Raw genomic sequence first — 8,484 nt, 5'->3', positions numbered from 1 at the left:
GCAAGGAAGAACACGACGGCGGCCACACCCGGCCGCCGCCCCAGTCAAGGAGATATGGATGTCCCTGCCCGCCGTGCTGCGCCGCGGCCTGTCGATTCCGGTCGTCGGCTCGCCGCTCTTCATCATTTCGAATCCCGATCTTGTGATCGCCCAGTGCAAGGCAGGCGTCATCGGCTCGTTCCCGGCCCTCAATGCGCGGCCCGAGCACGTGCTGGGCGAATGGCTGGACCGCATCACCACCGAACTCGCCGAATACAACGCGAAGCGCCCCGACGCTCCCGCAGCGCCTTTCGCCGTGAACCAGATCGTGCACAAGTCGAATGACCGTCTCGAGCACGATCTGGGCGTGTGTGCCGAATACAAGGTGCCGATCGTCATCACGTCGCTCGGTGCGCGCGAAGAGGTCAACCATGCAATCCACGCGTGGGGCGGCATTGTGCTGCACGACGTGATCAACAACACCTTCGCGAAGAAAGCCATCGAAAAAGGCGCGGACGGCCTGATCGCCGTGGCCGCCGGTGCGGGCGGCCATGCGGGCACGCTCTCGCCGTTCGCGCTGATCCATGAGATTCGCGAATGGTTCGACGGCCCGCTGCTGCTCTCGGGTGCAATCGGCAATGGCAACGCGATTCTTGCGGCGCAGGCAGCCGGCGCGGACCTCGCCTATATCGGCTCCGCGTTCATCGCGACGCATGAGGCGAACGCCGTCGATGCGTACAAGCAAATGATCGTCGAGGGCAGCGCCGGCGACATCGTCTATTCGAATCTCTTCACGGGCGTGCACGGCAACTATCTGCGCCAGAGCATCGTGGCGAGCGGCCTCGATCCGGACGCGCTGCCGGAATCGGATCCGTCGAAGATGAATTTCGGCTCGACGCGCGTGAAGGCGTGGAAGGATATCTGGGGCTCGGGCCAAGGCATCGGTGCCGTGAAGAGCATCGCTCCGGCAGCCGAGTTGATCGCGCGTTTGAAGCGTGAGTATGAGGCGGCGCGCACGCGCCTCGGTGTGGTTTCAGCGCAGCAAGCCGAGGAGCAGGCGGCACTCTGATGCAAGGCGCGAGGCGGGTGCGATGATGCCGCGCCCGCTTTGCCGCGTGCCGAGGCCTGATGCCTCAAGCGCGCGACTTCACATCTGCGATTTCCTCCTCCACGTCGCGCAACGAACCCTTGCCGAAGTACATCTCTTCGCCGGCAAAAAAAGTCGGCGAGCCGAACGCGCCACGCTCGAACGCCGACTGCGTGTTCGCGAGCAGGGCAGCTTTCATCCCGCCATCGGCAATCGCCGGTTCGAATGCCATGGCGTCGGGGCCATCCGCCTCAGGCGCCTTGCGGTTCCTCACGGGGTCTTTCGTCTCGAGCTCCTGGTCCCACACGTGAGCAAACGCCTCGACCGCCGAGCGATGGCCGCTCACCTCGAAGAGCCCCTCCAGCAGCACCGCTACGTATTCGAAACGAACTTGCTGCCAAGCCCCGAAGGCGTCGCTCGCTTTGGCTCGAATAAGTATAGGACTGCCAAAGTCACGCAAGAGATGCGCCTTCACGTCGCCCATCGTTTCTCCTGCGCGCCGATCTCGCGGTCGCTTGCGGGCCACGCATTTCGACTGTGCCGCCCCCAAGGCAGCGCGGCTGGCCGCCGCTCGACTACCGCCCGAATGCGCCTGCAGCCGATTCAATATAGCGACACGCGAAGTTCACACTAATCGATACGCCGCGCAGATCAAAGCAGAAGGCAGCCGTGGTTCGGGGAATGACGCGCCCGCTGTCGCGGGCCGCGCATTGCAGGCGATAATGACGCGTCACGCGCGCGCCGCCCGGCCGGCGCGCACTTTGAGCATTCCGTCGCGGTCGGTCTGAATCCAGCCCGCAGTCACCTTATAGAGCCTCACATGAAAATCGCCACCTGGAACGTCAACTCCCTCAAGGTCCGTCTGCAGCACGTCATCGACTGGCTCAACGAGAGCAAGACCGACGTGCTCTGCCTCCAGGAGCTGAAGCTTCCCGACGACAAGTTCCCCCGCGCCGATCTCGAAGCCCACGGCTATCGCAGCTGGTTCGCGGGCCAGAAAACCTATAACGGCGTGGGCATTCTCGTGCGCGAGGGCCTCTTCGTCGACGAAGCCACGATCGTGCGCAACATCCCCGGCTTCGACGATCCGCAGCAGCGCGTGATTGCCGCGACGATAGGCGATGTGCGCGTGATCAGCGCATATTTCCCGAACGGTCAGGCGCCGGGCACGGAAAAGTTCGCGTACAAGCTCCAATGGCTCGACGCGATGCACGATTGGCTGACGCAGGAAATGCAGCGCTACCCGAAGCTCGCGCTGCTCGGCGACTACAACATCGCACCCGAAGACCGCGACGTGCACGACCCGAAGGCCTGGGAAGGCCAGAACCTCGTCTCACCCGAAGAGCGTGCGCAGTTCCATCGCCTCATCGAACTGGGTTTCGTCGACGCGTTCCGCCAGTTCGAGCAACCGGAAAAGACCTTCACGTGGTGGGACTATCGCATGTTCGCGTTTCGCCGCAATGCGGGCCTGCGCATCGACCACATTCTGCTCTCGCCCGGGCTTGCGCCGCACCTCACCTCATGCGAGGTGGACAAGGTGCCGCGCAAGTGGGAACAGCCGTCCGACCACACGCCAGTGATCGCCGGCCTCGATATCGCGGGCTGAACGCCCGCCTCACCATTTCCCGGAGAGCGTGTTCCACAAAAAGCGATAGACGAGCGCGTCATACTGCGCTCGCTCGAGCGAATCGCTGCCGGGCCCGTGCCCGCCTTCGGTGTTCTCCAGATACCAGACATTCGCGTGCCCCTGCTGCTGCATGCGGGCGACCATCTTGCGCGCATGCGACGGATGCACGCGGTCATCGCTCGTCGACGTCGTGAAGAGCGAAGGCGGGTACGCGACGCCCGGCTTCACGTGATGGTAAGGCGAGTACGCGGCCAGCGCGTGTGCTTCTTCGGAATCCTCAGGATCGCCATATTCGTCGATCCATGATGCGCCTGCATGCAGCAGCGGATAGCGCTGCATGTCGAGCAACGGCACTTCGCACACCACGGCGCCGAATAGATCGGGACGCTGCACCATGCACGCGCCCACGAGCAACCCGCCGTTGCTGCCGCCCTTGATGCCCAGTTGCGCGGCGCTCGTATAACCCTCGGCGATCAATTGCCCGGCCACTGCGATGAAATCGTCGAACGAGCGCTGCCGGTTCTCGCGCTGCGCCTCGACGTGCCACGCGGTGCCATATTCACCGCCGCCACGAATGTGCGCGATCGCCACCACGCCGCCCTGCTCCAGCCAGCCGATGCCCGAGCTCACGAGATATTGCGGCGTGAGCGCAATGGCGAATCCGCCATAGCCCGTGAGCAGGCAGGGCGACGCCGTGCGGGCGTCGCCTTCGAGCACGGCCTTCGGACCGACCACCGTGAACGGTACGCTCGTGCCGTCGGCCGAGCGTGCGTGCGAGCGGATCACCGTGAGCGGCCCGGCATCGAACTGCGTGGGCCAGCGGTCGATCAGCTCCCATTGCTGGAGATCCGCCTGCGCGAGATCGGCGAGCCAGTACTCGGGCGGCAGCAAGTAGTCGTCGACGTCGACGAACACCTCGTCGTTGAGCGTGTCCTCCACCGGCGAGACATCCACCTGCGAACTCGCGCGTGCGGGAAACGCGCGCGACTCCCAGCGCCACGCACCGTCCACTTGCTGCGGCTGCCAGAGCATCGTGCGGCTCTGCACGTCGTCGAGCCAGGAGACCACCAAGACGTTTTGCGTATTGGTCCAGTCGCACGCCGAAGTGACGGGCGTAGGCGTGAACAGCGCCACAAACGCGCGGTCGCCGGCAAGGAAGGCGTCCTCGCGGATCGCGAGCAGCGAGCCGCCCGCGTACGTCGCGCCCGAAACCGCCCAGTCGAGGCGCGGCTCGAGCAGCAGCCAGCCATGCCACGCGCCGACCGCGACATGCGTCGGCACGTCGTACACCTGCCAGTCGCCGCGCTCGTCCAGGCGATAAGTCCACGAATCGAAGAAGTCGACGCTGCGCACCACGTCGTGACGCTTCTCGACGGGATCGTAGTCGCCCTCCACGCTGATGTCGTCGAACTCGCCACGGAACACCACGGGCGCGTCGGCAAGCGCCGTGCCGCGCGTCCAGCGGCGCACCTCGCGCGGGTAGCCCGAGCGTGTGAGCGTCTTTCTCCCGTTCTCCCAACCCACGTAGACCGTATCGCGATCGATCCACGAGATCGTGTGCTTGCCCTCCTTCGCGATGACGAAGCCCTCGTCCACGAATGTGCGCCGCTCGATGTCGAACTCGCGCACGATGACCGCATCGGCGCCGCCGTCCGAAAGCTGGATCAGCGCGCGGTCGCCGTCCGGGTAAAGGATGTCGATGCCCGCGCAGACCCAGGGCACCCCTTCCTGCGCGCCGAGTGCATCGAAGTCGATGAGCGTCTGCCACTGCGGCTTGTGCGCGCGCCAGTCGGCCCAGAGTGCGCGGCGCCACAGCCCCTTGGGATTGTCTTCGTCCTCCCAGAGGTCATACGCCCACTCCCTCCAGCGGCTCGGGATCACCGGCCGCTCGCGCGGCAAATAGGCCTGTGCGAGACGTTTCTCGAGCGCCTCGAAGCGTGCGCCGCCTTGCCACGCGGCGCGCGTGCGCGCGTTCTGCGCCTCGACCCATGCCATGGCGGCCGGGTCGTCGAGCGATTCGAGGGAAAGGAAGGGATCGGCCTCAGCGGGCCAGGGGGAAGTCACGGGCATGATCGGTCGTCGACGGGAAAACAGCGTCGATTATGCCCTGTGCGCGCGTTGGCGCACTGCGCGCCGGGCCGGCTCGCAGTGCGCGAGGCCTGCCCGATGTGCTTTGCTCACTCGAGATTGAGCTCCTGGATCTTCCGCGTGATGGTGTTGCGACCGATGCCGAGACGCTCGGCCGCCTCGACCTTGCGCCCGCGCGTGAAGTCGAGCGCCTCGCGGATCACCGCGGCCTCGAAGCGGCGCGACAGTTCGTCCATGACGTCCGCGCTGTTCTCGCGCAAAAGACGCGCGACTTCCGTGCGCAAGCCGCTTTCCCACACGCTCAGCGGCGATGCGGCGGCGCCATTGGGTGCCCCGATGCCATGTGCGCCGAACACCGCGCCTCCCGGCACACCGCCGATCGCACCAGGCACGCCCGAGCCGCCGACCGCCCCCGCAACCGACGATGCGCCGGCCGCTCCGTTGGCACCCGCGCCCGCCGCATCGGCAGCGTTCACGGCGTCGCCGAGCACGACCGCCGCACCCTGTGCGCCCTGTGCGCCGTGCGAAGGCACGAGGTCCGGCGGTAGATCCTTGATCTCGATGGTCTGCGCGGGCGCCATCACTGTGAGCCAGTTCGCGAGATTCTCGAGCTGGCGCACGTTGCCCGGGAACGGCAGCGACGACATCCAGGCGAGCGCCTCGTCCGAGACACGCTTGGGCTCCACGCCCAGCTCGCGCGCACTCTTTTGCAGGAAGTGGCGCGTGAGCAGCGGAATGTCCTCGCTGCGTTCGCGCAACGCCGGCAAACGCAGGCGGATCACGTTGAGCCGGTGATACAAGTCCTCGCGGAACAGCCCCTGACGCACACGCGTCTCCAGGTTCTGGTGCGTCGCGGCGATCACGCGCACGTTCGCGCGCAGCGGGTTGTGGCCACCTACGCGGTAGAACTGTCCGTCCGAGAGCACGCGCAACAGGCGCGTCTGCAGATCGAACGGCATGTCGCCGATTTCGTCGAGGAACAGCGTGCCGTTCTCGGCCTGCTCGAAGCGCCCCTGGCGCATGGCCTGCGCGCCCGTGAACGCACCGCGCTCATGACCAAACAGTTCGGATTCCAGAAGATCCTTAGGGATCGCGGCAGTGTTCAGCGCGATGAACGGACCGTTCGCGCGTGGGCTATGCCGGTGCAAGGCGCGCGCGACAAGCTCTTTTCCGGTGCCAGACTCGCCCGTAATGAGGACGGTGGCCGCCGAATGCGAGAGCCGCCCGATGGCACGGAACATGTCCTGCATGGCCGGCGCCTGGCCGAGCATTTCGGGGGCTTCGGCGGGGCGGTCGTCCCACTGCTGTTCGCCGCGCATGCTTTCGTCCACGGCGCGGCGAATCAGCTCGACGGCCTTGTCGACGTCGAAGGGCTTGGCGAGATACTCGAACGCGCCGCCCTGGAATGCGGCCACCGCGCTATCGAGGTCCGAGAACGCCGTCATGATGATGACGGGCAATCCCGGTACGCGCTCGCGCACGGTCTGCAGCAGTTCGAGGCCCGAGCCGCCCGGCATGCGGATGTCGGAGACGAGCACCTGCGGGCTGTCGTGATCGAGCGCGCTCGCGGCTTCGCGGACATTCGAGAAGCTACGGGTGGCGAAGTTCTCGCGGGCCAGGGCTTTTTCGAGCACCCAGCGGATCGATTGGTCGTCGTCTACTATCCAGATCGGCTTCATAAGATCGGTCAGAAGTCCTGATGGCGTGCGGTATCGGTAAATCAAAAATTGGGTTCAGCGGTCGAGCGGCAGCAGAATCTGAAACTCGGTGTGGCCCGGCCGGCTATCGACTTCGATGAGTCCGTCGTGCTGCTGGACGAACGTCTGTGCAAGCGTGAGGCCGAGACCGCTGCCATCCTCGCGTCCGGAGACGAGCGGATAGAAGATGCGGTCGCGAATGTCCTCGGGAATGCCGGGCCCGTTGTCGGTGATATGCAAGTCCAGTGCCAGCTTGCACAGGCGCTTGGAGATCGTGACCTTGCGCGCGATGCGCGTGCGCAATTCGATGCGCGCGTCACCTTGCGAAATGCGCTCGCGCAGCGCCTGTGCCGCATTGCGCACGATGTTGAGCAGCGCCTGGATCAACTGCTCCTTGTCGCCGCGCAGGTCGGGCACGCTCACGTCGTAGTCGCGCTCGATGGTGAGGCCGCGCGGGAATTCAGCGAGGATCACGGCGCGCACGCGCTCGCATACCTCGTGAATGTTCACGTCGCCTTCGATATGGGGATGCCGGTGCGGTTCGAGCAGCCGGTCGACGAGCGTCTGCAGCCGGTCCGACTCCTTGATGATCACCTGCGTGTACTCGCGCAGTTCGTCGCGCTCGAGCGCGCCGAGTTCGAATTCGAGCAGTTGCGCCGCGCCGCGAATGCCGCCAAGCGGATTCTTGATCTCGTGCGCGAGATTGCGGATCAGATGCTTGTTCACGGCCGTGAGGTCGTGAATGCGCTCCTCGCGGTCGCTGCGCAAGTGCCGCTCGTTCTCGAAGAGTTCGAGTAGCACGTAATCGGGCGCGCTTTCGAGAAAGCCGACGATCGCATGCACGTTCAGCGGCTCGCGGCCCGGGCGCTCGAGCGCGGTGTCGAGGCGTGTCGCGTGAAAGCGATGCGCGGCGATCGACGCGATCGTGGAGAGCAGTTCGTCCGCATTGGAGAACAGATCGGACCACGCCATTTGCGCGAGTTGACGGCGCGACAGATCGAGCATCGCCTCGGCCGAAGGATTCGCGAAGGCAACGCGCAGCGTGCGCTTTTCGAGCACGAGCACGACGGTCGGCAGCGCCTCGAAGCCGGGCAGCAGGCCCGACTCGGCGAGCGGCGCGTCGTTGGAGAGCGGTTCCGCATGGCCCTTTCTGGCCTTGATCAGATTCTTGAGCACCATGTTTCAGGCCGGCCGCCAAGCGGCGCACCGGCAACGGTCCTGGTCGTGAAGAACGGCGGCGCAACCTGTGCTTCGTGCACACCCTGCGCCTCACCCGACTCGCCGGCCGGCGCAACGCGCGACACGGCAGGCGGCCCAACGAAAAAGGGACGGCACCGCCGTCCCTTCGAGAGCTTTTCGCAAGCGTCGTGCGAGTCGTACGAACTGAACCGGCGGCTTCGCTGCGTGCAGGCCGGTACGGCTTGCGTGCAGCGAAGCGCCATCGCCAATTACAGCGAGTAGTACAGTTCGAACTCGACCGGGTGCGTCGTCATGCGCACGCGTTGCAGTTCGGCTTCCTTCAGCGCGAGGTACGAATCGATCATGCCGTCGGTGAACACGCCACCGCGCGTCAGGAACTCGCGATCCTTGTCGAGCGCTTCCAGCGCCTGGTCGAGGCCCGCGCAGACGGTCGGGATCTTTGCATCCTCTTCCGGCGGCAGGTCGTACAGGTTCTTGTCGGCGGCTTCGCCCGGATGGATCTTGTTCTGCACGCCGTCCAGACCCGCCATCATCAGCGCCGAGAAGCACAGGTACGGGTTGGCGAGCGGATCCGGGAAGCGCGTTTCGATACGGCGGCCCTTCGGATTCGAAACGTGCGGAATACGGATCGATGCCGAGCGGTTGCGTGCCGAGTAAGCGAGCTTGACCGGTGCTTCGAAGTGCGGCACCAGACGCTTGTACGAGTTCGTGCCCGGGTTCGTGATGGCGTTCAGCGCGCGAGCGTGCTTGATGATGCCGCCGATGTAGAACAGCGCGAATTCCGACAGGCCTGCGTAGCCGTTACC

Annotated in this window: 6 protein-coding genes and 1 pseudogene; 2 read left to right on the top strand and 5 right to left on the bottom strand. The window is 65.5% G+C overall.

Going from position 1 to position 8,484, the window contains the following annotated elements; genetic code table 11:
• Positions 1-58: 58 nt before the first annotated feature.
• A complete protein-coding gene (locus tag VMJ11_RS34075) occupies positions 59-1,048 on the top strand; it encodes a nitronate monooxygenase family protein (protein WP_325625608.1) in 990 nt (329 codons plus the stop codon).
• Between the two features lie 64 nt (positions 1,049-1,112).
• On the opposite strand, the gene VMJ11_RS34070 is transcribed toward VMJ11_RS34075, so the two are convergent.
• Positions 1,113-1,550, bottom strand: a complete 438-nt coding sequence (locus tag VMJ11_RS34070; protein WP_325625607.1) for a DsbA family protein — start codon at positions 1,548-1,550, stop codon at positions 1,113-1,115.
• A gap of 336 nt (positions 1,551-1,886) precedes the next feature.
• Between VMJ11_RS34070 and xth the strand changes: the two genes are divergently transcribed.
• Positions 1,887-2,672 carry an exodeoxyribonuclease III gene (xth, locus tag VMJ11_RS34065; RefSeq protein WP_325625606.1) on the top strand — a complete coding sequence of 262 codons (786 nt, stop codon included), beginning with the start codon at positions 1,887-1,889 and terminating at the stop codon, positions 2,670-2,672.
• Between the two features lie 9 nt (positions 2,673-2,681).
• Here xth and VMJ11_RS34060 read toward each other — a convergent pair whose 3' ends face one another.
• From VMJ11_RS34060 to glnA, 4 genes and pseudogenes are all read right to left on the bottom strand, one after another.
• Positions 2,682-4,763 carry a prolyl oligopeptidase family serine peptidase gene (locus VMJ11_RS34060; RefSeq protein ID WP_325625605.1) on the bottom strand — a complete coding sequence of 694 codons (2,082 nt, stop codon included), beginning with the start codon at positions 4,761-4,763 and terminating at the stop codon, positions 2,682-2,684.
• Positions 4,764-4,870: 107 nt separating this feature from the next.
• Complete coding sequence (ntrC, locus tag VMJ11_RS34055) at positions 4,871-6,460, bottom strand: nitrogen regulation protein NR(I) (protein ID WP_325625604.1); 1,590 nt, start codon at positions 6,458-6,460, stop codon at positions 4,871-4,873.
• A gap of 54 nt (positions 6,461-6,514) precedes the next feature.
• The gene (gene glnL / locus VMJ11_RS34050; protein WP_325625602.1) at positions 6,515-7,657 is read right to left on the bottom strand and encodes a nitrogen regulation protein NR(II); all 1,143 of its coding nucleotides are present in this window, start codon (positions 7,655-7,657) and stop codon (positions 6,515-6,517) included.
• A gap of 269 nt (positions 7,658-7,926) precedes the next feature.
• A pseudogene (gene glnA, locus VMJ11_RS34045) lies at positions 7,927-8,484 on the bottom strand (glutamine synthetase); the annotation flags it as partial.

It is taken from the genome of Paraburkholderia sp., from assembly GCF_035501035.1.
Lineage (GTDB): Bacteria > Pseudomonadota > Gammaproteobacteria > Burkholderiales > Burkholderiaceae > Paraburkholderia.
Note: the sequence above shows the minus strand (reverse complement) of the source record. Positions and strands in the feature narration are given on the sequence as shown.